At 73.4% G+C, this 21,895-nt stretch carries 19 protein-coding genes; 9 read left to right on the top strand and 10 right to left on the bottom strand.

From position 1 onward, the window contains the following. Nucleotide 1: 1 nt before the first annotated feature. Complete coding sequence (locus ANAE109_RS19725) at nucleotides 2-286, bottom strand: hypothetical protein (protein WP_041448536.1); 285 nt, start codon at nucleotides 284-286, stop codon at nucleotides 2-4. 104 nt (nucleotides 287-390) lie between these two features. Between ANAE109_RS19725 and ANAE109_RS19720 the strand changes: the two genes are divergently transcribed. From ANAE109_RS19720 to ANAE109_RS19705, 3 genes are all read left to right on the top strand, one after another. After that, nucleotides 391-732 (top strand): hypothetical protein, encoded by a 342-nt coding sequence (locus ANAE109_RS19720; RefSeq protein WP_012098651.1) that lies wholly within the window; start codon nucleotides 391-393, stop codon nucleotides 730-732. Between the two features lie 95 nt (nucleotides 733-827). Then, nucleotides 828-1,874 (top strand): hypothetical protein, encoded by a 1,047-nt coding sequence (locus ANAE109_RS23720; RefSeq protein WP_143828023.1) that lies wholly within the window; start codon nucleotides 828-830, stop codon nucleotides 1,872-1,874. A gap of 173 nt (nucleotides 1,875-2,047) precedes the next feature. Continuing rightward, entirely contained in the window at nucleotides 2,048-3,106 is a 1,059-nt protein-coding gene (locus ANAE109_RS19705) for an NADH:flavin oxidoreductase/NADH oxidase (RefSeq protein WP_012098649.1), read from the top strand. Nucleotides 3,107-3,134: 28 nt separating this feature from the next. Here the strand turns inward: ANAE109_RS19705 and ANAE109_RS19700 are convergent, their stop codons facing one another. Both ANAE109_RS19700 and ANAE109_RS19695 read right to left on the bottom strand, forming a co-directional pair. Then, entirely contained in the window at nucleotides 3,135-3,854 is a 720-nt protein-coding gene (locus ANAE109_RS19700; RefSeq protein ID WP_041448535.1) for a hypothetical protein, read from the bottom strand. Then, the gene (locus ANAE109_RS19695) at nucleotides 3,851-5,179 is read right to left on the bottom strand and encodes a metallophosphoesterase family protein (RefSeq protein ID WP_012098648.1); all 1,329 of its coding nucleotides are present in this window, start codon (nucleotides 5,177-5,179) and stop codon (nucleotides 3,851-3,853) included. Before ANAE109_RS19695 ends, ANAE109_RS19700 begins: the two co-directional genes overlap by 4 nt. 383 nt (nucleotides 5,180-5,562) lie before the next feature. On the opposite strand from ANAE109_RS19695, the gene ANAE109_RS19690 reads away from it, so the two are divergent. Beyond that, complete coding sequence (locus tag ANAE109_RS19690) at nucleotides 5,563-7,248, top strand: methyl-accepting chemotaxis protein (protein ID WP_012098647.1); 1,686 nt, start codon at nucleotides 5,563-5,565, stop codon at nucleotides 7,246-7,248. Nucleotides 7,249-7,480: 232 nt separating this feature from the next. On the opposite strand, the gene ANAE109_RS19685 is transcribed toward ANAE109_RS19690, so the two are convergent. Further along, a complete protein-coding gene (locus tag ANAE109_RS19685) occupies nucleotides 7,481-9,100 on the bottom strand; it encodes a cation acetate symporter (protein WP_012098646.1) in 1,620 nt (539 codons plus the stop codon). Nucleotides 9,101-9,124: 24 nt separating this feature from the next. Then, entirely contained in the window at nucleotides 9,125-9,463 is a 339-nt protein-coding gene (locus ANAE109_RS19680; protein WP_012098645.1) for a DUF485 domain-containing protein, read from the bottom strand. A gap of 439 nt (nucleotides 9,464-9,902) precedes the next feature. Between ANAE109_RS19680 and ANAE109_RS19675 the strand changes: the two genes are divergently transcribed. The 3 genes from ANAE109_RS19675 to ANAE109_RS19660 all read left to right on the top strand — a co-directional run bounded on the left by ANAE109_RS19675 (nucleotide 9,903) and on the right by ANAE109_RS19660 (nucleotide 13,714). Then, the gene (locus tag ANAE109_RS19675) at nucleotides 9,903-11,282 is read left to right on the top strand and encodes a sodium:proton antiporter (RefSeq protein ID WP_083776963.1); all 1,380 of its coding nucleotides are present in this window, start codon (nucleotides 9,903-9,905) and stop codon (nucleotides 11,280-11,282) included. 380 nt (nucleotides 11,283-11,662) lie between these two features. Further along, nucleotides 11,663-11,923, top strand: coding sequence for a DUF4212 domain-containing protein (locus ANAE109_RS19665; protein WP_012098643.1), 261 nt, complete (start codon nucleotides 11,663-11,665; stop codon nucleotides 11,921-11,923). Between the two features lie 30 nt (nucleotides 11,924-11,953). Further along, nucleotides 11,954-13,714, top strand: coding sequence for a sodium:solute symporter family protein (locus tag ANAE109_RS19660; RefSeq protein ID WP_012098642.1), 1,761 nt, complete (start codon nucleotides 11,954-11,956; stop codon nucleotides 13,712-13,714). 138 nt (nucleotides 13,715-13,852) lie between these two features. On the opposite strand, the gene ANAE109_RS19655 is transcribed toward ANAE109_RS19660, so the two are convergent. The 5 genes from ANAE109_RS19655 to ANAE109_RS19635 all read right to left on the bottom strand — a co-directional run bounded on the left by ANAE109_RS19655 (nucleotide 13,853) and on the right by ANAE109_RS19635 (nucleotide 18,969). Continuing rightward, nucleotides 13,853-14,857, bottom strand: coding sequence for a sodium:calcium antiporter (locus tag ANAE109_RS19655; protein ID WP_012098641.1), 1,005 nt, complete (start codon nucleotides 14,855-14,857; stop codon nucleotides 13,853-13,855). A 49-nt stretch (nucleotides 14,858-14,906) separates the two neighbouring features. Beyond that, nucleotides 14,907-15,818, bottom strand: coding sequence for a universal stress protein (locus ANAE109_RS19650; protein ID WP_012098640.1), 912 nt, complete (start codon nucleotides 15,816-15,818; stop codon nucleotides 14,907-14,909). A gap of 110 nt (nucleotides 15,819-15,928) precedes the next feature. Then, a complete protein-coding gene (locus tag ANAE109_RS19645) occupies nucleotides 15,929-16,369 on the bottom strand; it encodes a hypothetical protein (RefSeq protein WP_041448532.1) in 441 nt (146 codons plus the stop codon). A 413-nt stretch (nucleotides 16,370-16,782) separates the two neighbouring features. Further along, a complete protein-coding gene (gene nhaA, locus ANAE109_RS19640) occupies nucleotides 16,783-18,156 on the bottom strand; it encodes a Na+/H+ antiporter NhaA (RefSeq protein WP_012098638.1) in 1,374 nt (457 codons plus the stop codon). 333 nt (nucleotides 18,157-18,489) lie between these two features. After that, entirely contained in the window at nucleotides 18,490-18,969 is a 480-nt protein-coding gene (locus tag ANAE109_RS19635; RefSeq protein ID WP_012098637.1) for a hypothetical protein, read from the bottom strand. Between the two features lie 70 nt (nucleotides 18,970-19,039). Here ANAE109_RS19635 and ANAE109_RS19630 point away from each other — a divergent pair, with 70 nt between their 5' ends. Continuing rightward, complete coding sequence (locus ANAE109_RS19630) at nucleotides 19,040-20,041, top strand: DUF294 nucleotidyltransferase-like domain-containing protein (RefSeq protein WP_012098636.1); 1,002 nt, start codon at nucleotides 19,040-19,042, stop codon at nucleotides 20,039-20,041. 51 nt (nucleotides 20,042-20,092) lie between these two features. Then, nucleotides 20,093-21,889, top strand: a complete 1,797-nt coding sequence (locus ANAE109_RS19625; protein WP_012098635.1) for a DUF294 nucleotidyltransferase-like domain-containing protein — start codon at nucleotides 20,093-20,095, stop codon at nucleotides 21,887-21,889. Nucleotides 21,890-21,895 lie beyond the last annotated feature (6 nt).

The raw sequence follows: 21,895 nt of genomic DNA, 5'->3' as shown, positions 1-21,895 counted from the left end.
ATCACGGCCGCGCCGCGGGCGCGCACGCCACGCGCATCCAGGCGCGCGCGTCGTCCGGAGATCCCACGAACAGGCGGCGCGACCCCGGGGCGTCCTCGTACAGGAACACGCAGCCGGTGACGCGGAAGGCGACCTCGAACTCGTCCCAGCCGACCTCGCGAGCCTCGCAAGGCTGCCCTGGCAGCGCGATGCCGAGGCGCCCGCTCCCCTCGTCGCGGCAGGGGCGCCCGTCCCGCGACTCGGCCCAGCGCCGGATCTCCGTCACGCTCTGTGTCGTCCGGAACATCGTCTCTCCCTCACCCCCGGCCCGGGTCATGCTCTGCCTCATAACGCCGGGGAGCTCGGTCGCACCGCCCCGCCGCGGGCGCCCCGGATGCGCATCCTCGAGACATGGCCAACGACGACTGGACCGACAAGGCGGCGGAGGCGGCTGCGCGAGCAGCGCAGCGCAGGGAGACCGGCGGGGCGAGCGCGCCCGCGGGCGGGGTGCACGCGCCCGCGGACGTGACGATCCCGGGGACGCGGGAGGGACGGATCCCGGGCCGGGAAGCAGGCGCAGACGCGAACGCGCCGCGCGCCGAGCCTGAGCAGCGGATCCCGGGGCACCGCGACGAGCCGGAGATCTCCCCGCCCGTGCGCGGGGCCTCCGCGGAGGAGGCGCCCGAGCTCCTCGGCGAGCGCTCGGACTATCCCGTCCTGTACGGAGAGGATCCGGGCGACATCGGCTCCTGAGGCCGCCAGGGGCGGCGAAAGCGACTCCACGCCGGCGATGCACCGCGGGGTGCCCGGTGGTTACGGTTTCCCCGGGGCGAGCGCGGGAGGGGCAGATGAGAGGGCGCAGGCGAGGACGGCGTGGGTTCGGCGGCGCGTGGCTGATGGGCGGGCTGGGAGTCGTCGCCGCGGGCACGGGGCTCGCCTCGTGGATGCGCGACGAGCGACGCCGGGGCGCCCTCGTGCAGGGCGCGAGCCGCGCGTTCCACGAGGCGGAGGACTTCGTCGAGGCGGGGGCGCGCGACCTCGGTCATCGGGCCGCCGGGGCGGCGCACGAGGCACGGGCGCGGCTCGCGTCCGAGCCCCCCGACGACGACGTGCTCTCGGAGCGGGTGCGCGCCAGGCTGGGCCACCTCACCGATCACGCGCACGCGATCCGGGTGCGGGCCCACGACGGCGAGGTCGAGCTCGCCGGCCCCGTGTTCCGGGCGGAGCATCCCGCGATCCTCGCGGGCGTGCGCATGGTCCGCGGCGTACGGCGGGTCCAGGACCGCCTCGATCTGCACGAGACCGCCGACGTGCGCGCGCTCGAGGGCGCCGGGCCGCGCCGCCGCGCGCGAGGCGCGCTCCTGCCCATCTCCTCGCCCGGCTATCGGCTCGCCGCGGGCGCCGCCGGGGCGTTCCTGGTCGGGCGGGCGCTGCTCGGCCGCGGCCTGCTGCGGATCCCCGCCGGCCTCGTGGGAGCGTCGTTGCTCGGGCGCGTGCTCGGCGACGCGGGCGAGGCGCGGCGCGCCTCCGTGCGCGAGACCGCAGCCTTCGCGGCGCGGGGCCGCCCCTCGCTCGTGCGGGGCCAGGGGCGCGCGGGCGAGGCGCGCGCTCGGCCGAGGCGGGTGACGGAGGTGACGGAGGTGAAGAGTCCGGCAGAGCTCGAGCCCGGGATCGCCTCGGGCCGGCCCGATCCCCTCCGCCAGGGACGCGTCGCCCGCCGCGACATGAGGTCGCCGCCCGGTCCGCCACGGGCCGAGGCCGGCGGGGAGGACCTCTCCGAGCACGACCCGGTCCACGTGGCGCCGCACGAGGGGTTCTCGGCGCCGCCGGCGGGCGCGGGGGTGCGGGAGGAGGACCTCGGCGCCGCGCTTCCGCACGAGGACGAGGAGCGGTAGCGGCGACGGCGCGGCGTCCCGTTGGACGAGCGGTCCTGGCAGCGCGGCGGCCATCGACCGCGCTCGCGGCACGAGGAGCGCCGAGCGCGACGGCGCGGCGCCCCCGGGCCGCGCAGGCGTGCCCCGTCCGCGGCCTTGCGCGGACCGCCCGGCTCCGGGCTTCATCAGGGCCCATGCACCTCTTCGCCCCGCTCGCCCTCCGCTCGGTGACGCTGCGCAACCGGATCGCCGTCTCGCCGATGTGCCAGTACTCGGCCGTCGATGGCCTCGCCAACGACTGGCACCTCGTCCACCTCGGCGCCCGCGCCGTGGGCGGCGCCGGGCTCGTCGCCTTCGAGGCGACGGCCGTCGAGGCCCGCGGCCGCATCTCGCCGGCCGACCTCGGGCTCTGGGACGACCGGCAGGTGGAGGCGCTCGCGCGGATCGTCCGCTTCGTCGAGTCCCAGGGCGCGGTGAGCTGCGTGCAGCTCGCGCACGCGGGCCGCAAGGGCTCGACCGCGCCGCCGTGGACGGGGGGCCGTCCGGTCGGGCCGGAAGAGGGCGGGTGGCTCCCCGTCGCGCCGAGCGCGCTGCCGTTCACCGACGGTCATCGCGTCCCGCACGCGCTCGCGCCGGAGGAGCTCCGCGGGGTGGTGCAGGCGTTCGCGGCCGCCGCCCGGCGCGCGGCGGCGGCGGGCTTCCGCGCCGTCGAGGTCCACGCGGCCCACGGCTACCTGCTCCACCAGTTCCTGTCGCCGCTCTCCAACCGGCGCGAGGACGCCTACGGCGGCTCCTTCGAGAACCGGACGCGGCTGGTGCGCGAGGTGGTGAGCGCGGTGCGCGCCGAGTGGCCGGAGCCGCTCCCCGTCATCGTCCGCATCTCGGCGACCGACTGGGTGGAGGGCGGCTGGGACATCGCGCAGTCGGTCGAGCTCGCGCGCGGCCTCGGCCCGCTGGGCGTGGATCTGGTCGACGTCTCCTCCGGCGGGCTGCTCGCGACCGCGCAGGTCCCGGCCGGTCCGGGCTACCAGACCGGCTTCGCCGAGCGCATCCGGCGCGAGGCCCACGTGGCGACGGGCGCCGTGGGCCTCATCACCTCACCCGAGCAGGCCGACCACGTGATCCGCTCCGGGCAGGCGGACCTGGTGCTCATGGCGCGCGAGCTGCTCAGGGACCCGCACCTCCCGCTGCGGGCGGCGCGGGTGCTCGGGCACGAGGGGCCCTGGCCCAAGCAGTACCTCCGCGCGCGCTGACGGCGCCGCGGCAGCGGCGCTCGCCCTCTCAGCGCGGGGGCGAAGCGGGGCGCGGCGCCGACCGCCGGGCCTCCGCCGCCGCGGCGGCGAGCCCGGCCAGGACCGCGAGGAAGCCAAGGAGCGTGATCGGTGGCAGCCCGCCCGGCCAGGCCGCGGGCGTCATCCACCCGCGCGCGCCGAGGGCCGCGCAGTGCACCCCCACGATCGCCAGGGCGACGTGCGCCACCCGGCGCGCGACGCGTGGGGGAGCCCCCGGCGGCCGCGCGAGCTTCAGCGCCCCGAAGGCCACCAGCGCGCCGGCTCCGCCGAGGATCGCGAGCTCGGCCCACCCGCTCAGGCGGCCGCCCGGCCCGTGCAGCTTCGGGAGGTACGCCGGATCGAGGAGCACCGCCGACGCGAGGGCGTGGAGCGCCGCTCCGCAGAGGCCCGCCGACCGGGCCCCCCGCGCCCAGCCGGCGTGTGGCCGAGCCGCCGCCGCCGCGATGAGCAGCGCCGCCCCGAGGGCGACCGCCTTGTTCGTCACGTACAGCGGCACGCTCGCGAGCGGCTCGCCGTGGAACACCACGTAGCGCACGAAGGCGTACGTGAAGCACAGGGCGAGCACCGTGGCGCAGGCGGCGACCGGCGCGCGCGCGGCGGCGGGTCCAGGGGGGCGCTCCCGCGCCCCGGCGTCCGCGGCGGCCCAGGCCGCGCGCCGCGGGCGGAACCGGGCGGAGGGGCGGGCGCAGCGGGTCCGAGGCGCGCTCATCGGTGCCGCCTGCGGAGGGCGCCGGCGGCGGCGAGCGCGAGGAGCGAGGTGAGGGTCGCGGCGCCACCGCCGAGCCCGCAGCCGCTGCGGGCGGCGATGACCCGGGCCGGCGAGGCGGGCAGCGGGATGGGCGCGCCGGCCTGTCCCGAGCCGTCCGGCGGCGGGCCGGCATCGGCGGGCGGCTCCGCGAGCGGCGAGGGGTGCGTGAGGACGAGGGTGTCGAACACGACTCCGTCCACGTCCCGCGCCTCCAGGGAGAGCGTGTTCGCCGTCACGTCCACCTCCACGAAGTGGTGGACCGAGCGCGAGAAGGCGGTGAAGGCGCTCGCGCCCACGGAGTACACGGGCGCGCCCGCGCCGCCGGTCACGACGTAGGTGACGCCGCCCTGCGTGGCGCGCTCCCCGCCCGCCATCGGGTGGCTGCGCTCGTAGTGATGGTCGTGCCCGTTGAACACCAGATCCACGCCGTACCGCTCGAAGACGGGGCCCCAGCGATCGCGCAGGCCGGTGTCGCTGCCGTGGCTGCCGGAGGAGTACGGCGGCCGGTGGAACGTCACCACCGTCCAGCGGACGGCCGGATTCGCCGCGGCGCGGGCGAGGTCCGCCTCGAGCCACTGCTCCTGCGCGTCGCCCGCGCTCCCGGACTCGGAGTAGAGCACGACGAGGTGGGTGTTCCCGTAGTCGAAGGAGAAGTACGCCTCGTCGTCGTACCCCGTCGCGGCGGGCGCGTGACGGGGCAGCGGGAACTGCCGGAAGAAGCGGCTGCCGACGTCGTGGTTGCCGACCGCCGAGACGAACGGGCTCGTGGCGACGAGCGGCTCCATGGTCGTGAACCACTGATCCCACAGGGCCTGGACGCCGCCGCTGTCCACGAGGTCGCCGGAGTCGAGCGAGAACGCCGGGCGCGCGCGCTCGACCGCGGCTCGCACGCGCGCGCGGGCGGCGTCGTCCGTGCGGCTGTCGCCGTACGCCGCGAAGCGGAAGCTCGCGGTCGCCGAGGGCGCGGGCGCCGTGGCGAACACGCGGTCGGGCGACCAGGCCTGGTCCACGCCGCAGCGGTAGCGGTACTCCGTACCCGGCTCCAGGCCGGTGAGCTGCGCCTCGTGGAGATACGTGCCTTCGTACGCGACGGACACCGCCGGCTGCACCTGCCCGTACCCACCGTCCTTCCCGTACTCGACGACGCCCGTCGGCTCGGTCGATCGCCACGTCACCGTCATCGTGGTGTCCGTGGGACCCTGCCAGCCGAGGTGCACCTGCGACGGCGCGGCGACCGCGGTCGTGGCGGCGAAGGTGGTCAAGAGCAGGAGCAGCCGTGTGTTCATCCGACCTCCGGGCCTGGGACCGGGATCTCGCCCAGTACCCGCACTGCGCAGGTGGAACCCGCTTCGCCTTTGGAACCATCCCCGCGATCGAGAGCGCGAGGGATGGCGACGGCTTGGAGCGGGCTGATCGCTGTGATGACGCGCGTTCATCGACCGGGCGCTCGCTCGGCTCCGAGGGTCGGGGTCACTACACGGTGCCGCTCCGTGCACCCGGAAGGGGACCCGGGGTTTTGAGCCACCCGCCCCCGTGGTCGGCCCGAGAGCGCCGCAAACCGGTGTGATTCCGCTCCACTTCACCCTGCGCCCATGCGGCGACGTGTCACGCTCGGGCGGCACGTACCCGGCAAAGGGGGACCGCGGCCAGCGCCATGGGAGGTCACACAGTGAGGAAGCTCGGTATCGGCACTCGTCTCGGGATCGCATTCGCCGCCCTCTGCGCCTTCGTCCTCGGCGCTGGAGCGCTCGGGGTCGGGGCCATGTCGCGGATCGGCCAGGCGACCGAGAGGATCACGGGCGTGCTCTACGCCAGGGCGGAGCACGCCCGCGCCGTCGGCCACATGGCGATGGAGATCCGCATCGGGCTGGGCGACCTGCTCATCGCCGAGGACGACGCCCACGTCCGGCGCGCCATCGCCAAGATCGACGACCATCGGGCCGAGGCGATCGAGGAGCTCGCCGCCCTGGAGGGCACCGGGCAGCTGCTCGACGCCGAGCGCGTGGAGGTCGCCGAGGTGCGCGCCCTCCTGCCTCTCGTGGAGGAGCAGCACGAGCGCGTCGAGCAGCTCCTGGCGGGCGCCGATCGGGCCGGCGCGGCGCGCGCGGCGCAGGCGGACGTGTTCCCGGTCCTGGAGCGGCTCGAGGCGGCGTGCGGCCGGCTCATCGCCGAGACCGCGCGGGAGGTCGCGAGCGGGGTCGAGGGCGCGGCCGCGATCCAGCGCTCGGCGCGCGACGTCACCGTCGCGCTCGTGGCGCTCGCCGCGCTGCTCGCCGCCGTCGTCGCCGCGCTCGTCACGCGCTCCATCACCTCGCCGCTGGCGCGCGCGGTCGACGCGGCGCAGCGGATCGCCGGGGGGGACCTCACCTCCCGCATCGAGGTGGACGGGCGGGACGAGCTCGGGCGGCTGCAGTCGGCGATGGCCGAGATGACGTCGCGGCTGGCGCAGGTCATCGGCGAGGTGCGGGCCGGCGCCGAGGCGCTCTCGAGCGCCTCCGCCCAGGTGTCCGAGACGGCGCAGGCGCTCTCGCAGGGCACCGGCGAGCAGGCCGCGAGCGTGGAGGAGACCACGAGCTCGCTCGAGGAGATGAACGCCTCGATCGCCCAGAACGCCGAGAGCTCGATGCGCACCGAGGCGACGGCGAAGGGCGGGGCGCGCAACGCGGAGGAGGGGGCCGCGGCGGTCCGCGAGACCGTCGAGGCGATGAGCGCCATCGCCGACCGGATCTCGATCGTGGAGGAGATCGCGTACCAGACGAACCTGCTCGCGCTGAACGCCGCGATCGAGGCGGCGCGCGCGGGGGAGCACGGCAAGGGCTTCGCCGTCGTCGCGACCGAGGTGCGCAAGCTCGCGGAGCGCTCGCAGAAGGCGGCCAAGGAGATCGGCGCCATGGCGACGACGAGCGTGGACGTCGCGCAGCGGTCCGGGTCGCTCATCGCCGCGCTGGTGCCGGCGATCCGCCGGACGGCGGAGCTCGTGCAGGAGGTCGCCGCCGCCTCGCAGGAGCAGTCGGCGGGCGTGGAGCAGGTCGCCCGCGCCATGGGCGTGGTCGACCAGGTGACGCAGCGGAACGCGTCGGCGGCCGAGGAGCTCAGCTCGACCGCGGAGGAGATGGCCTCGCAGGCCGAGGCGCTCCAGCAGCTCACCGCCTTCTTCGAGATCGCGGGCCTGGGGACGCCCAGGCCGGCGCCGGCCCCGAGGGCGTCGAACGCCAAGCCCGCGCCCCCCGCGGAGCCCAGGCGGGCCGCCCCGCGCGCGGTCCCCGCGCTGCCCGTGGCCGGCCGGTCCGCCGCTCCCGCGGAGGCGTCGCTCGCGGCGGCGGCCGCGCACGACGGGGAGTACCGACGCTTTTGATGGCGCGGTCCCTCCGATCGAGCCATCCCGCTCGCCCTTCCCCCGAGCCTGTCGAGGGGTCAGGGCGAGCGGATCAGGAGATGCGTTCGCGGTGAGCCTGTGTCGAACCGCGAGCCAGCCGGAACGACGCAAGCGGGCACGGCCATGACGATGAGCCCGGCGAGCCGTTCGAAAAAAGAGACCGCGGCCGGCGCCCTGGGGACGCCGGCCGCGGCGGAGCTGCTGCGCGGACCTACTCGGCGCCGACGCCGAGGTACGTGCGGAGCTTCTCGTCCTCGAACTTCTCCTGCGCCTCGCGCTCGGGGGTGAGCAGCGAGACCAGGATGCCGACCGCGAAGGCGCCCGTCATCGAGAAGATGGCCGGGTTCTTCATCGGGAAGATGGCGTGCGCGAAGCCGAAGACGTCCACCCAGACCGTCTTGGAGAGCACGATCATCGCGCAGGAGCTGAACGCGCCGACGAGGATCGACCAGACCGCGCCCTGCGTCGTGAAGCGCTTCCACACGATCGACATGAGGAGCGCCGGGAAGTTGGCGCTGGCGGCGATCGCGAACGCGAGGCCGACCATGAACGCGACGTTCTGGCCCTTGAAGAGGATGCCCAGGCCGACCGCCACCACGCCGAAGATGATGGTCGCGGTCTTGGCGGCCTTGACCTGCTCCTCCTCCGTCGCCTTCCCGCCCTTGATGACGTTCACGTAGATGTCGTGCGAGTAGGCCGACGCGCCGGCGAGGGTGAGGCCGGCGACCACGGCGAGGATGGTGGCGAACGCGACCGCCGCGATGAAGCCGAGGAACGCGGTGCCGCCGAGGAGCTCGGCGAGGAGCGGGGCGGTCATGTTGCCGCCGGCGTCGAACCCGGTGATGGTGCTGCGGCCGCCGGGCAGGAGCACCGCCGCGCCGAAGCCCACGATGGGGATGATGACGTAGAAGTAGCCGATGAGGCCGGTGGCGTAGAGCACCGACTTCCGGGCCGCCTTGGCGTCGGGCACCGTGTAGAAGCGCATCAGGATGTGCGGCAGCCCGAGGAGGCCGAACATGAGGGCGAGGCCGAGCGAGACCGCCTCGAGCGGGCTCGCGACGATGCCGCCCGGCTCGAGCGCCACCTGGCCGTACTTCGCGACCACGGCGGAGTAGAGGTTGCCCGGGTTGAAGCCGAACTTCGCCAGCACGAGGACCGTGAGGAGGCTCGCGCCGAACAGGAGGAGGCCGGCCTTGATGATCTGCACCCAGGTGGTGGCGAGCATGCCGCCGAAGAGCACGTAGGCGAGCATCACCACGCCGACGATCAGCTCGGCGTACTCGTACTTGAGGCCGAACATGAGCTGGATGAGGGCGCCCGACCCGACCATCTGCGCGATCGTGTAGAAGAGCACCGTCAGGATGCCGCCGATCGCGGCGGCGATGCGGACCGGCTTCTGCCGCAGCCGGAAGGCGACCACGTCGGCGAAGGTGAACTTGCCGAGGTTCCGCAGCGGCTCGGCGACGAGGAACATGAGCGCGGGCCAGCCGACGAGCCAGCCGGTCGCGTAGATCATGCCGTCGTAGCCCTTGAGGGCGACCATGCCGGAGATGCCGAGGAACGACGCCGCGGACATGTAGTCGCCTGCGAGCGCGAACCCGTTCTGGAGCGCCGAGACGCTGCGGCCGGCCGCGTAGAACTCGGAGGAGGTCTTCGTCTTCCGGGCCGCCCAGTACGTGATGACGAGCGTCACCGCGACGATGATGAAGAAGAAGAGGATGGACATCAGCGACGGGGAGCCGAGCGAGGACTGCATCTGCTCGGCTGCCGGCGCGGGGGCGGTGGCGGCCTGCGTGAGGAGGACGGCCTGGATCGCGTCGATCGAGGTCATGAAGGTTCCTGTGGGTGAGGAGGGCTACTGCCGCAGCTGCGAGCGGAGCCGCTCGACCTCGGGGTCGTAGGACTTGTTCGCCCACGCCACGTAGATCGCGGTGAGGGTGAACGCGAGGACGATGGCGCCCAGCCCGAGCGGGATGGCGAGGGTGGTGACCTCGCCGACCTTGGTGTTCACGAAGTCCTTGGCCGTCGCGACCAGCAGGATGAAGCCGTAGTAGCCCACGAAGAGCAGCGCGAGGAGGACCATGCTCACGGTCCAGCGCTTCTTCACGAGCTGCTTGAAGTCGCTCGACTCGATCACCTCGTGAGCGCTCTTGGCGCGGCCGTCGCGCCTGAGGGAAACCGCAGAATCCGCCATCGTCTCCTCCGATTCCGCCGGGCTCGCCGGCGGGAGTGGTGCTGCTCGGCGGTGGCAAGGTGTCGCACCGAGGGTGCGTCCTGGGCTCCGCCTCCGCCAGCGTTGAGGTCGAGAGACTAGCGCAAGGGTTTGCGCTTTGGACAGGATCACCGAGGTATTTGCGCGCAAAATGATCACTCGTTGGGCTCCACATTGCCGCGTGCACCCGGCAGGAATTCCGCGACGCATCCGATGCGCGCAAGTCATGCGCTGAACGCAACGAATCGCGGCGTGCGTTTGGCAGCCTGCCTGCGATTTGCGCCGTCAATCGGTGCATTGCCGTGGACAGGGCGGCGCTGGGGTCTTTGTCTCTCCGCGAACGTGCGGCGCGAGGCCGCGCGCAGCCGATGCGCGCAACATGTGCGCCGAGGACTTTCGGGCTGTGGTAACTTGCGGCGCCATGCCCCGCTCACTCGTCGCTTCGCTCGCTGCCTTCGCTCTCGCCCTGGTGGCGGCACCCGGCGCCGCGCTCGCCTCGAGCTCCGGCGCCCAGCTCGGGGAGATCCTCCCGCTGTGGAGCGTCGCGCCCTTCGCGCTCATCCTGCTGGCCATCGCGGTGATGCCGCTCGTCGCGCCGCACTTCTGGGAGCACAACCACAACAAGGCCATCCTGAGCGCGGTGCTCGGCATCCCGGTGATCGCGTGGATCGCCACGCACGATCACACGGTCGTGCTCCACACGCTTCACGAGTACGTCGCGTTCATCCTGCTGCTCGGCGCGCTGTTCGTGATCGCGGGAGGCATCGTCCTGCGGGGGACGCTCTCCGGCACGCCGGGCCTGAACGCGGCGCTCCTCGCGGTCGGCGCCGTGCTCGCGTCGATCGTGGGCACGACCGGCGCCTCCATGCTGCTCGTGCGGCCGCTCCTCCGCGCGAACTCGGTGCGGAAGCGCGTGGCGCACGTCGTCGTGTTCTTCATCTTCGTGGTGAGCAACGCGGGCGGGCTGCTCACGCCCCTCGGCGACCCGCCGCTCTTCCTCGGCTTCCTGCGCGGCGTGCCGTTCCTCTGGACGATGCGCCTCTGGCTCGAGTGGCTGTTCGTGAACGGGGCGCTCGTCGCGATCTTCTACGTCGTGGACTCGACCATCTTCCGCAAGGAGGACATCGCCACGCCGGGCGACCTCGACGAGCAGGCCGAGGCGCACAAGGTCCCGCTCTCGATCGCGGGCAGGCTCAACTTCCTCTACCTGGCGGGCGTGGTGGGGGTGCTCCTCGCCGCGGGGTCGCTCCGGCTCCCCGCGGGCGTCCAGGAGGCGGGCATGCTCCTCATGGTCGCGCTGTCCTGGTGGACGACTCCGCGTGACCTCCGCCGCGAGAACGGGTTCACCTGGGGTCCCATCGTCGAGGTCGCCGTGGTGTTCGCCGGCATCTTCTGCACGATGATCCCGGCGCTGCAGATCCTGAACGCCCGCGGCAGCGCGCTCGGCATCACCGAGCCCTGGCAGTTCTTCTGGGCCACCGGGGTGCTCTCGTCGTTCCTCGACAACGCGCCCACTTATCTGACCTTCGCCTCCGCCGCGAGCGGCCTGCTCGAAACCGACGCGTCGAACCTCAGCCTGCTCGTGGCGAGCGAGGCCGGCGCGGGGCTCCTCGCGTCCATCTCGCTCGGCGCCGTCTTCATGGGCGCGAACACGTACATCGGGAACGGCCCCAACTTCATGGTGAAGTCCATCGCCGAGCAGAGCGGGGTCCGCATGCCGGGCTTCTTCGGCTACATGGCCTACAGCGGCGCCGTGCTCGTCCCGCTGTTCGTGCTGGTGACGGTCCTCTTCCTCGTCTGACCCCAACACCTGCGTGCCGCGGCGCGCGTGGGGCTCGCCCGCTCGCCTGAGCGGCGGGTCGCGCGCGGCCTCGCGGCGCTGGGCCTGCGGCCTCTCGCGTGGGGGCCGTGGCTGTCGCGCGTCGAGCTTCGTGGCCGTCCGCGCTCGGGCGGCGGGGCTTGCTCGCGGTCGCGCGCGCCGGATTTCGCCGCCGGGCGCCGTCGCGGGGGCGGCGGGCTATGATCCGCGTCAATTCGCCGCACGCGCAAATCGGGTTATTCGACGCAGCGCTTGCGCGAAAAAACTTCGCCGAGGTAGGCTGATCTCCGCTTCACGGAAGGGAACGAGCGGCGAGTGTCCCGGAGCAATCGCCGCTCACCACCTGAACAAGGAGCCGGTTCATGAAAGCGGAAGACCAGCTGTCGTACTGGAAGCAAAACCTCACCTACATCGTCGTGCTGCTGTCGATCTGGTTCGCGGTCTCCTACCTGTTCGGCATCGTCTTCGCGAACCAGCTGGACGCGGCCGGGCGGCTCGGCGGCTTCCCCCTCGGCTTCTGGTTCGCCAACCAAGGGTCGGAGGTGACCTTCGTCGTCCTGATCTTCGTCTACGTCTGGCTCATGAACCGCCTCGACAAGAAGTACGGCGTCTACGAGACGTAGCCCACATCGCGAGAGAACAGGAGACGCCACATGGGAATCCTCGGCTGGACTTGGCTCATCGTCGGATTGTCTTTCGCGCTGTACATCGGCATCGCCATCTGGGCGAAGGCGAAGTCGACCGGTGACTTCTACGTCGCAGAGAAGTCGATTCACCCGGTGCTCAACGGCATGGCGACCGGCGCGGACTGGATGTCGGCCGCGTCGTTCATCTCGATGGCCGGCCTCATCTCGTTCCTCGGCCGCGACGGCTCCATGTATCTGATGGGCTGGACCGGCGGGTACGTGCTGCTCGCCGTGCTCCTCGCCCCCTACCTGCGCAAGTACGGCAAGTTCACCGTCCCGCAGTTCGTGGGCGATCGCTACTACTCCAACGCGGCGCGCATCGTGGCGCTGCTCTGCGCGATCTTCGTCTCGTTCACCTACGTCGCCGGCCAGATGCGCGGCGTGGGCATCGTCTTCTCCCGCTTCCTCGAGACGTCGATCAACATGGGCGTCGTCTTCGGCATGGCGCTCGTCTTCTTCTACGCCGTGCTCGGCGGCATGAAGGGGATCACCTATACGCAGGTCGCCCAGTACTGCGTGCTCATCGTGGCGTACCTGCTCCCCGCGATCTTCATCTCGATCATGCTGACCGGGAACCCGATCCCGCAGCTCGGGTACGGCAGCACGGTGAGCCCGGGAGGCTCGGAGATCCTGGGAGTCCCGGCGGGCACCTACCTGCTCCAGGCCCTCGACAACGTGCAGAAGGACCTCGGCTTCCCGGCCTACACGTCGGGCATCAAGAGCTCCATCGACGTCTTCATGATCACCTTCGCGCTCATGGTCGGCACCGCCGGTCTGCCGCACATCATCATCCGCTTCTTCACGGTGCCGAAGATCCGCGACGCGCGCTCCTCCGCGGGCTGGGCGCTCGTCTTCATCGCGATCCTCTACACGACCGCTCCGGCCGTCTCGGTGTTCGCGAAGTCGAACTTCATCCAGACCATCAACAACAAGCCGTACGCGAGCGCGCCGCAGTGGTTCAAGGACTGGGAGAAGACCAAGCTCGTCGCCTGGACCGACAAGAACGGCGACGGAATCATGAACTACGCGCCCGGTGTCGCGAAGGTCCCGACCTCGAAGAACGAGATCCACGTGGACAACGACATCATGGTGCTCGCCAACCCGCAGATCGCGAAGCTGCCGGCCTGGGTCGTCGCGCTCGTGGCGGCGGGCGGCCTCGCGGCGGCGCTCTCGACCGCGGCGGGCCTGCTGCTCGTCATCTCGGCGGCCATCTCGCACGACCTCATGAAGGGCGTGCTCAAGCCGGACATGACCGAGAAGCAGGAGCTGATGTGGGCCCGCGGCGCCGCCGGCGTGGCCGTGCTCATCGCGGGTTACTTCGGCATCAACCCACCGGGCTTCGTGGCGCAGGTGGTCGCCTTCGCCTTCGGCCTGGCGGCCTCCTCGTTCTTCCCCGTCATCATCATGGGCATCTTCTGGAGGCGGGCGACGAAGGAGGGGGCGATGGCGGGCATGGCGACCGGCATCGTGTTCACCGCGTCGTACATCATCTACTTCAAGTTCATGAACCCCGCGATGAACATCCCCGCGCACTGGTGGTTCGGCATCTCGCCCGAGGGCATCGGCACCGTCGGCATGCTCCTCAACTTCGCCGTCCTCACGGCCGTGTCGCTCGCGACGAAGGAGCCGCCGAGGGAAGTCCAGGACATGGTCCGCAGCCTCCGCTACCCCAAGGAGGCGGAGCACCCGGCCGTCGTTCCGATGGCGAAGGCGGGCAGCGGGCGCTAGCGCTCGCATACGTCCTCGCTGTCCGGGGCGGCCGTCCTCCGGGGCGGCCGCCCTGTTTTCGTCCACGCGAGCGGCTCGCGCCGGGCGCTCGGCACAGGCAGCCATCGCCGCGTCACGAGCGTCCCGCCCCGGCGGGCGTCAGATCCTCGCGGCGTAGAGCCCGATGGCCCCCAACCCGACGAAGTAGGCGACCACGATGAGCAGCGCGTCGGGCTCGACCATCGCGAAGCGCCGCTCGGCGCGGTACACGATCGCCGCCAATCCGAGGCCGGTGAGCAGGACCCCGAACAATCCCGTGACGACGTGGACCGGGCTCAGCGAGGCGAACACGGATCCGCCCGGGCTCGCCAGGTCGAGCGCGAGGAAGATGGCCATGTTGAACCCGTTGCTCCCGAAGAGGTTGCCGACCGCGAGATCCAGCGCGCCCATCCTCACCGCGGCCAGCGAGGTGACGAGCTCCGGCAGCGAGGTGGAGAGGCCGACCAGCCACGCGCCGACGACGCTGTCGCCGAGCCCGGTCAGCACGGCGATCTCCTTCGCGGACAGGGCGAAGAGCGGCGACGCCAGCAGGATCACGAGCGCGGCGGCGGCGAACCGCGCGAGGGCCGCACCCAGCGGCGGCGCGGCGCTCGCCCGCGGGATCACCATCGCGGGCGGTCCCTCGCGGTCGCCCGCGCGGCTCACGTGCCGGTAGACGGCCCGGGTCCCGAGCGCGTAGGCCACGAGCAGCGGCGTGGAGGGGGGGACCACGCCGAGCCACGCGCCCGACGGACGCAGCACGACGAGCACCAGCGCCGACGCCGTCACCACGAGGGCCAGGCACGCCGCGAGCGCGTGATCCAGCGTCACCTTGCGGAACACCTGGCGGCGGGGCGCCACGAGCTCGATCACCGCGAGGATGAGCATGTTCGCCATGCTGCTGCCGAACAGGTCGCCCGCCGCCAGGTCCGCCGCGCCGAGGCGCACCGCCGACACGTCCGTCGCGAGCTCGGGCAGCGAGGTCGCGCCGGCGAGCAGGATCGAGCCGATCCACACCCTCCCGATGCCGGTCCGCTCCGCGATGGCGTCGCCCTGGCGCGAGAGGACGGTCCCGGCGAGGACCACGACGGCCGCGCTGGCGAGGAAGAGCACGGCCCACGTCATCGCGCGCCCCTCCGCGGCCAACGAGTCGGCACCGCGGCGCGCATGGCGCTCACGGCAGCTCGAACGCGAAGCGCGCGGGTCGGGTGACGGCGACGTCGCAGGGGGCGGCGCGGATGAGCCACTCCGCCGTGCTGCCGAGCAGCGCGTGCGCGAGCCCCGAGCGCGCGTGGGTCCCGAGCACCAGCAGATCGGCGCGCTCGCGCTCGATGCGGCGGAGCACCTCGACGCGGGGATCCCCGTGCACCACCGCGAGCTCCAGCGTCACCGTGCGCAGCGCCTCGATCCTCGAGAGGAGACGCTGGCACGCCGCAGAGCGCTCCTGCAGGTACTCCCGGCGCGTCCGAGCGGCCACCTCCCGGACCCCGCCGGAGATCTCCGTCTCGAACGGCACCGTGAAGCAGCTCAACGCCGTGAGCTTCGCGCCCGAGGATGGGAGCAGCGCGACCGCGAGATCGAGGACGCGCCGCGCGGCATCCGACGCCTCGATGGCCGCGACGGCCCTCCGGTAGGCGTTGCGGGGCGGCCGCTTCACGACCAGCACGGGGGTGTCTCCCTTGCGGATGATCCTCTCGACGGTCGTGCCGACGACACCGTCCCGCCACGTCCTCCGCGCGTGAGCGCCCACGAGGACGAGGTCTGCGTCGACCGCGCGGGCGTGCCGGATGAGCTCCACGAAGGGCTCTCCCTCGACGACCGTGGCGCGGAGGGCGCCTCTCGGCAGCTCGTCGAGGCGCGCCTGACCGACGATCTGCTCGGCGCGCTCCCGCAGAGCGACGCGGGCCTCCTCGACCGCCTCCTCGCCTCGAGCGCTCCGGTGTCCTCCCGGCAGCACCCGCAGGACGTGCAGCACGCGCCCGCGCACCTCGGGGAGCACGGCGGATCTCCGCAGGGCGGATCCGGCACCGGCGGAGAGATCGTCGCCGACGAGCGTCACCTTCAGCTGCGGTCGCCGGGTCGTCATGCAGGGCCTCGAGGTTCATCGTCGCACGGCCCGCAGCGCCACCCGGCGCGCCGATGGGTGGTGGTCCAACCGACTCGGCGCGAGGAGTGCGGTAACCTGGCGCACCCGGGCTACATGGCCAGCCAGCGCCGTCGCAGGCGGGGGACGAGCCCGAGCCCCAGGCCGTACACGGCGTAGGCGATCACCCACGCCCCGCCGATCTCCGCCATCTCCGCGCGCATCAGCGCGTTGACGCGAGGGAGCACCGTCGTCGTCATGAGCGCCATCACGACGAACGAGTAGGCCACCCCCACCAGGGCGGACGACGCGAAGGAGAAGTCCCGGGGGACGATCGCCGCGTAGCCGAGCGCGAGCGCCGTGGAGACCCCGGTCCACAGGAGCAGGCCCCCGAGGACGGGGCCCGCGCCTCCGTTCGCCGCCTCCTCACCGAGGAGCGTCACGGCGACGACGGCGAGCGGGCGCCAGGAGGGCAAGCCCGCGAGCGCGGCGCTCGCCGCGACCCACGCCATCGCGGCGCCTCCCGCGAGCACGCCGGCGACGGTGGCTCCCACCAGCAGATCGTGACGTCGGGCTCGCGCCCGATGCAGAGGAACATCCGCGACGACGCGCGCGGTCGACATGGTCCGCTCCACGGGAGCGTCCCGCACGAGGGACCGCTCCGGCACGGAGTGGGAGGGCGACACGACTCGACGCTGCCCGACGGGACGCGGCGGCCCGGTTGGACGAACGGCGCGTCGCTGCCGCGACCCAGCCCGATCGTGAAGCAGCGGCCCGACTGCTCCGGTACCTGCTGCGCGTCCGTACGCGCCGCACCCGTCTCGTCAGTTAGGACCCGATCACCCGGTTGTCAACGAGGCCGGCGAGCGCCGCACGCGCGCGCTGCCGGGCGTGCGAGCCCCTCGAAGGGGGACGCCGGTCGCGGCCGTCCCCGCCGTGGGGCTCGCCGCCGCGAAGGTCCCGCCGCTCAGCTCGCGCTGGCCACCGAGAGCTCGGGCGCGGGCGAGCGCGAGGACACGCGCGGGGTGAGGCGGAGGACCAGCGCCCCGACGACGCCCGACACCAGCGATCCGGCGAGGATCCCCACCTTCGCCTCGTCCAGCAGCTGCGTCCCGCCGCCGTACGCCAACCCCGCGATGAACAGGGCGACCGTGAACCCGATCCCGGCCACCGCGGAGACCCCGATGAGCTTGGCCGCGCTGGCTCCTCCGGGCATCGGCGCGAGGCCGGAGCGCACCGCGATCCAGGTGCAGCAGAAGATCCCCACCAGCTTCCCGGCGAAGAGCGCCAGCGCCGTGCCGACGGCGAGCCGGCCCACGAGCTGCGCGGGCTCGAGGGCGCGCAGGTCCACCCCCGAGTTGGCGAGCGCGAACACCGGCATGATCGCGAACGCCACCCAGGGGTGGAGCGCGTGGACGAAGCGCCCGAGCGGCGACTCGACGTCCTCGATGCGCTCCTCGAGCTCCAGGACGGCGGCGCTGTCGAGGTCCTCGTCCTCCGCGGCGCGGAGGAGCTCGGCCGTGTGGTCGGCGACCCCGCGGAGCACCGCGCGCGGCGAGACGCGCGCGCGCGCCGGGATGGCGAGGCCGGCGATGACGCCCGCGATGGTCGCGTGGATGCCGCCGTGGTGGAGCGCGTACCAGAGCGCCGCCGTCACCAGCGCGTACGCGGCGAGGCTGCGTACGTAGGAGCGGGACATGAGCGCGAGCGCCGCGGTCAGGCCGCCCGCGGCCGCCAGCCACGTCAGCTGGAGGCCGTGCCCGTAGAACAGGGCGATCACGAGGATCCCGCCGATGTCGTCGAAGATGGCGAGCGCGGTGACGAACACCACGAGCGCGTGCGGGACGCGCGCCTTCAGCAGGGTGAGGACGCCCACGCAGAAGGCGATGTCCGTCGCCATCGGGACGCCCCACCCTGCGGCGGCCGGCGTCCCCGCGTTGAACGCCAGGAAGATCGCGGCGGGGACCGCCATCCCGCCGAGGGCCGCGACGAGGGGCAGGAGCGCCTGGCGGAGCGTGCGGAGCTCTCCGACCGCCAGCTCGCGCTTGATCTCCATCCCGACGACGAAGAAGAAGATCGTCATCAGCCCGTCGTTCACGAGCATCGCCAGGCTGAACTCGGCCGCGAGGGGCCCCACCCGCACCCCGAGGGTCGTGTCGAAGAACGCGCGGTACTCGTCGGAGAGCGGCGAGTTCGCCAGCGCGAGGGCGGCCACCGCGCAGCTCAGCAGGACGATCCCGCTCGCCGCCTCCAGGCGAAGGAACGCCTGGAGCGGCCGGACGACCGCGGCGAACAGCGGGACGGCTGGCGTCCGGGGCGGCGTCGGCCGCGTCGGTCCCATCCTCGTGCCTCCGTTGCGTGAGCCGCGAGCGGCGTCACGAAGACGATCGCGTCGAGCGACTCGCTCCTCGAGGAGACGGAGGACGACTGCCGTCTCACGAGCGGCGAGTCGCCGACGGGACCCATCCGACCGTGAAGCAGCGGCCCGACTGCTCCGGATGCCTGCGGCGCCGGCTTCCGGCCGGCGCCGCACCCGTGCTTCAGTTACGGCCACCCGTCGACCGTGTCAACGAGACCGCGCGAGACGGGGAAGCGCGGCTCACGGCGGCGACTGCTTGGGCGCACCGGCGCCGAGCCCGCGCGGGTCATCCCCCGCTCTCGCGGGCGGCGCGCGCTACGCGGTGCGCGCGGCGCGGGCGGCGAGGAGCTTCAGCAGGATGAACCCGATGAACCCCGCCGCGTTTCCGAGGACCAGGATCTGGGTCGCGAAGTTCGCCGCCAGCCAGAGGAGCCCGACGTAGGTGAGGCCGCCGAGCGCTCCGGCGAACGCGCCCGCCCCCTCGCGGAGCGCCGGCCCGGCAGAGACCACCGAGTAGAGCAAGGTGGCGAGGATCGCGACCGCGGGCTCGGCCGCCATGCCGATGGCGGCGTCGAGGAACGCGACGCCGCGCTTCTGAACCCGGCGCGCGACGTAGGGCGCGACGAGCAGGGCATACACGATGAATGAGGCGGCGAAGAGGGAAAGCGCGCCGACCGTCCAGAATCGGGCGTCGATGGGAGCACGATTGGAGCGCGCCACGCCCAGGTAGGCCGCGACCACCACCGCGTGGAAGGCGAGCCCGTAGAGCCCCACGCGCACCCGATTCGTTCGCATGCGCGCATTGTAGCCCGACCGGCCCGGGGGTAGGCACGACGGCGAGCGACCGCGCGCGTATTCTGGAGTCATGGCGTTCACGGACGCGGCGGCCTGCCTGCGCCCGGCGCGGCTCCGCTCCCGGGCCGGGCTGGCCGGCCATCCGCGGAGCGTCGCGCGGATCGTCTCGGCGCTGCTCCGCCGCGGCGTCGACGGGCCGGAGGTGGCCCGCGTCGTCGCGCGAGTGAACGACGCGCTCCTGCGCCGGCTCGTGACCTGGGGGACGGCGGAGCTCGGCCCACCGCCCGCGCCGTTCGCGTGGATCGCCTGGGGATCGCAGGGCCGGATGGAGCAGACGCTCCTCACGGACCAGGACAACGCGCTCGTGTACGCCGATGAGGGGGACGCGTCCCGGGCGTGGTACGCGGCGCTCGCGGAGAGGGTGAACGAGGCGCTGGTGACGGCGGGGTTCCCGGAGTGCCCCGGCGGCCACATGGCGAAGCACGACCACGGGCCGCTCTCGCGGTTCGTCCGGCGCGCGGCCACCTGCGTGGACAAGCCGGACGCGCACGACGCGGAGATCCTGCTCGACCGCCGCCGCCTCGCCGGGCGGCTCCCCCTCGCCGCGATCGACGCCGAGCTGGCCCGCGGCGCCGGCGCGTCGCGCCTGCTCCACTTCCTGGCGATCGAGGCGCTCGAGCTCAGCCCGCCCTCGCCGCTCGTCCTGTCGCTCCGGCGCGGCGCCGAGGTCGATCTGAAGCGGCACGGCCTCTCGCCGCTCGTCTTCCTCGCGCGCTGCCACGGCCTGGAGGCGGGCGCGACCTCCGGCACGACCCTCGCGCGCCTGGAGGCGGCCCGGCGCGCGGGGGTGCTCTCGGCCGACGCGCACGCCGAGATCGGGGAGGCGTACCGGTTCCTGCTGGGGCTGCAGCTGCGGGCGCAGGTCCGGGCGCTCGAGGCCGGGGAGCCGCCGGCCAACCGGGTGCGGCTCGACGCGCTCGCCCCGCCGGAGCGCGCCGGGCTGCTGCGCGCTTTCCGCGTGGTGAAGCGCTGGCAGGCCCGCGCGGCGTACCACTACCAGACCCTCGGCTGACCGCTCCGGGGCGGAGGGCGCCGCGGGGGCGCGTGCTAAGCTCCTCCGCGGATGGCCGTCGCGATCGACCCGATCGCCTACCTGCGATCGATCCCCCCGTTCCAGGCGCTGCCGGCGGCGGAGTTCGCCGCGGCGACGCGCAACCTGGAGGTCGGCTTCTATCCGGTGGGTACGCGCCTCACGTCGGCGGGAGGGCGTCCCCTCGACTACCTGTACGTCGTACGAAAAGGGGCGGTGCGCCTCGAGCGCGACGGCCAGACGCTGCAGGTCCTCGAGGAGGGCGAGTGCTTCGGCTACACCTCGCTCATCAGCGGGCGCGCGACGCTCGACGTGATCGTCGACGAGGATCTCCTCGCGTACCGGCTGCCGGGCGCCGACTTCCGCAGGCTGCTCGGGTACGCCCCGTTCGCCGGGCACTTCGCCGTCGGGCTCGCCGACCGGCTCAAGTCGAGCCTGGCGCACGCGCCCGCGTTCTCGGGCCAGCCGGATCTCTCGATCGAGGTCGGGCGGCTCGTGGTGCGGCCGGCGGTCTGGGTCGAGCGCGACGCCACCGTGGCGCACGCGGCGCGGGTGATGCGGGAGCACCGCATCTCCTCGGTGCTGGTGCGCACGGATCCGCCCGGGATCGTCACCGACCGCGACTTCCGCAACCGCGTGCTCGCGGACGGCCTCCCGCCGGCGACGCCCGTGACGGAGGTCTTCACGCGGCCCCTGCAGCTCGTCCCCTCGGAGGCGCCGCTTCACGCCGCCTGGACGGCGCTCCTCGACGCGCGCATCCACCACCTGCCGGTGGTGACCGACGGCGAGATCGCGGGGGTGATCACCTCGGGCGACCTCCTGCGCTGCTCGGCCCAGGGGCCGGTCGCCGTCCTCCGCGCCGTCGAGCGGCTCGCCGGGCGCGACAGCCTCCGCGGTTACGCCGCTCGCGTCGCCGAGATGGCCGCGGCGCTCGTGGCGGGCGGCGTCGACGCGCCGCGGATCGGCGGGCTCGTCGCGCGGCTGAACGACACGCTGCTCGCCCGGCTGGTCCGGTGGGCCGAGGCGGACCTCGGGCCAGCGCCCGGCGCCTGGGCGTGGGTCGCGCTCGGCTCGGAGGGCCGGATGGAGCAGACGCTGCTCACCGACCAGGACAACGCCCTCGTCTACGAGGACGCCGGCGCGCCGCACCGCGCGTGGTTCCACGCGTTCGCCGAGCACCTCAACGCCGACCTCGTCGCGGCGGGGTTCCCGGCCTGCCCCGGGGGCCGCATGGCGCGGCGGTGGAACGGGACGATCTCCTGGTGGAAGGAGGAGATCGACGCGTGCGTGGAGCACCGCCCGGCCGCCGCCGCGATCCTCTACGACCTGCGCCGCGCGGCTGGTCCCCTCGACGTCGCGCCCCTCGAGACCGCGCTCGCCCGCGGCGCCCGCACCCGTCACCTCGCCCGGTCGCTGGCGCGGGAGGCGCTGCGCTTCACGCCGCCGCCCGGGATGGTCCTGCGCCTGCGCGGCGGCGCCGAGGTCGACCTGAAGCAGCACGGGATCGCGCCGGTGGTCATGCTCGCGCGGTGCTACGCGGTCGAGGTGGGGAGCACCGCCCGCGGCACCCTCGAGCGGCTCGAGGCGGCGCGCGCGGCCGGCCTCATGGCGGAGGCCCTCCACGCCTCCGTGTCCGAGGCCTACCGGTTCCTGCTGGATCTGCGCCTGCGCCTGCAGCTCCGCGCGTTCTCCGAGCACCGGCCGCTCCTCGACATCGTGCGCCTGGACGAGCTCTCCGGCGCGGAGCGCACCCGGGTGAAGGACTCGTTCCGCGCCATCCGACGATGGCAGGAGAAGGCGACGTACCACTACCAGACGGACCTGGTCTGAGCGGAG

It is taken from the genome of Anaeromyxobacter sp. Fw109-5 (assembly GCF_000017505.1).
Lineage (GTDB): Bacteria > Myxococcota > Myxococcia > Myxococcales > Anaeromyxobacteraceae > Anaeromyxobacter.
Note: the sequence above shows the minus strand (reverse complement) of the source record. Positions and strands in the feature narration are given on the sequence as shown.

What these genes read in the sequence shown, in the direction of transcription:
- ANAE109_RS19725 (WP_041448536.1), bottom strand. Translation starts at nt 286, where the DNA reads ATGTTCCGGACGACACAGAGCGTGACGGAGATCCGGCGCTGGGCCGAG.
- ANAE109_RS19720 (WP_012098651.1), top strand. Translation starts at nt 391, where the DNA reads ATGGCCAACGACGACTGGACCGACAAGGCGGCGGAGGCGGCTGCGCGA.
- ANAE109_RS23720 (WP_143828023.1), top strand. Translation starts at nt 828, where the DNA reads ATGAGAGGGCGCAGGCGAGGACGGCGTGGGTTCGGCGGCGCGTGGCTG.
- ANAE109_RS19705 (WP_012098649.1), top strand. Translation starts at nt 2,048, where the DNA reads ATGCACCTCTTCGCCCCGCTCGCCCTCCGCTCGGTGACGCTGCGCAAC.
- ANAE109_RS19700 (WP_041448535.1), bottom strand. Translation starts at nt 3,854, where the DNA reads ATGAGCGCGCCTCGGACCCGCTGCGCCCGCCCCTCCGCCCGGTTCCGC.
- ANAE109_RS19695 (WP_012098648.1), bottom strand. Translation starts at nt 5,179, where the DNA reads ATGAACACACGGCTGCTCCTGCTCTTGACCACCTTCGCCGCCACGACC.
- ANAE109_RS19685 (WP_012098646.1), bottom strand. Translation starts at nt 9,100, where the DNA reads ATGACCTCGATCGACGCGATCCAGGCCGTCCTCCTCACGCAGGCCGCC.
- ANAE109_RS19680 (WP_012098645.1), bottom strand. Translation starts at nt 9,463, where the DNA reads ATGGCGGATTCTGCGGTTTCCCTCAGGCGCGACGGCCGCGCCAAGAGC.
- ANAE109_RS19675 (WP_083776963.1), top strand. Translation starts at nt 9,903, where the DNA reads ATGCCCCGCTCACTCGTCGCTTCGCTCGCTGCCTTCGCTCTCGCCCTG.
- ANAE109_RS19665 (WP_012098643.1), top strand. Translation starts at nt 11,663, where the DNA reads ATGAAAGCGGAAGACCAGCTGTCGTACTGGAAGCAAAACCTCACCTAC.
- ANAE109_RS19660 (WP_012098642.1), top strand. Translation starts at nt 11,954, where the DNA reads ATGGGAATCCTCGGCTGGACTTGGCTCATCGTCGGATTGTCTTTCGCG.
- ANAE109_RS19655 (WP_012098641.1), bottom strand. Translation starts at nt 14,857, where the DNA reads ATGACGTGGGCCGTGCTCTTCCTCGCCAGCGCGGCCGTCGTGGTCCTC.
- ANAE109_RS19650 (WP_012098640.1), bottom strand. Translation starts at nt 15,818, where the DNA reads ATGACGACCCGGCGACCGCAGCTGAAGGTGACGCTCGTCGGCGACGAT.
- nhaA (WP_012098638.1), bottom strand. Translation starts at nt 18,156, where the DNA reads ATGGGACCGACGCGGCCGACGCCGCCCCGGACGCCAGCCGTCCCGCTG.
- ANAE109_RS19635 (WP_012098637.1), bottom strand. Translation starts at nt 18,969, where the DNA reads ATGCGAACGAATCGGGTGCGCGTGGGGCTCTACGGGCTCGCCTTCCAC.
- ANAE109_RS19630 (WP_012098636.1), top strand. Translation starts at nt 19,040, where the DNA reads ATGGCGTTCACGGACGCGGCGGCCTGCCTGCGCCCGGCGCGGCTCCGC.
- ANAE109_RS19625 (WP_012098635.1), top strand. Translation starts at nt 20,093, where the DNA reads ATGGCCGTCGCGATCGACCCGATCGCCTACCTGCGATCGATCCCCCCG.